This window comes from Kitasatospora cystarginea, from assembly GCF_039533515.1.
GTDB lineage: Bacteria > Actinomycetota > Actinomycetes > Streptomycetales > Streptomycetaceae > Kitasatospora > Kitasatospora cystarginea.
In genome coordinates this window covers 1-767 of record NZ_BAAATR010000196.1, presented here as the reverse complement: position 1 = coordinate 767, position 767 = coordinate 1, and the positions used below count along the sequence as shown (strand labels likewise).

Below are 767 nucleotides of genomic sequence, written 5' to 3'. Positions count from 1 at the left end.
CCGTCGCGGCGCAGTCGCTCGGCGACCACGTCGTCGGTGGCCAGACCGGCCTCGGCCCAGGCACCCCAGGCGATCGAGGTGGCCACCAGTCCGTCGGCCCGGCGCTGCTCGGCGAGAGCGTCCAGGAAGGCGTTGGCGGCGGCGTAGTTGCCCTGGCCGGCGCTGCCGACCGTGCCCGCCATCGAGGAGAACAGCACGAACGCCGACAGGTCGGAAGTGAGTTCGTGCAGGTTCAGCGCCGCGTCCACCTTCGGACGCGCCACGGTGGCGAACCGCTCCACCGTCATACCGTCCACCACACCGTCGTCCAGCACACCGGCGGTGTGGAACACCGCCGACACCTCGACCGACGCCAGCAGCTCCGCCAGAGCAGCACGATCGGCGACATCGCATGCCGCCACCGTGACAGCAGCGCCCAACTCGGCCAGCTCATCACGCAGTTCAACCGCACCAGGAGCGTCCAGGCCGCGACGGCTGGTCAGCACCAGCTGCTCGGCACCGTTACGGACCAGCCAGCGCGCGACCTCCGCACCCAGCGCACCGGTGCCACCGGTGACCAGGACCGTACCGGACGGCTTCCAGGCGACACCCTCACCGCGCGGGGCCCGCACCAGACGACGGGCGAACACACCCGACGCCCGGACCGCGACCTGATCCTCAGCCCCGGCCAGCACACCGGCCAGCCGCGACAGCGCACGCTCGTCCAGCACCTCCGGCAGGTCGACCAGACCACCCCAACGCTCCGGGTGCTCCAGCGCCACCACCCG

The 767-nt window shown here is 72.1% G+C and carries 1 protein-coding gene; it reads right to left on the bottom strand.

Annotated features, from left to right (window positions below; genetic code table 11):
- A partial coding sequence (locus tag ABD369_RS40795; RefSeq protein WP_344641688.1) for a beta-ketoacyl reductase occupies positions 1-767 on the bottom strand: 767 nt, incomplete at both ends.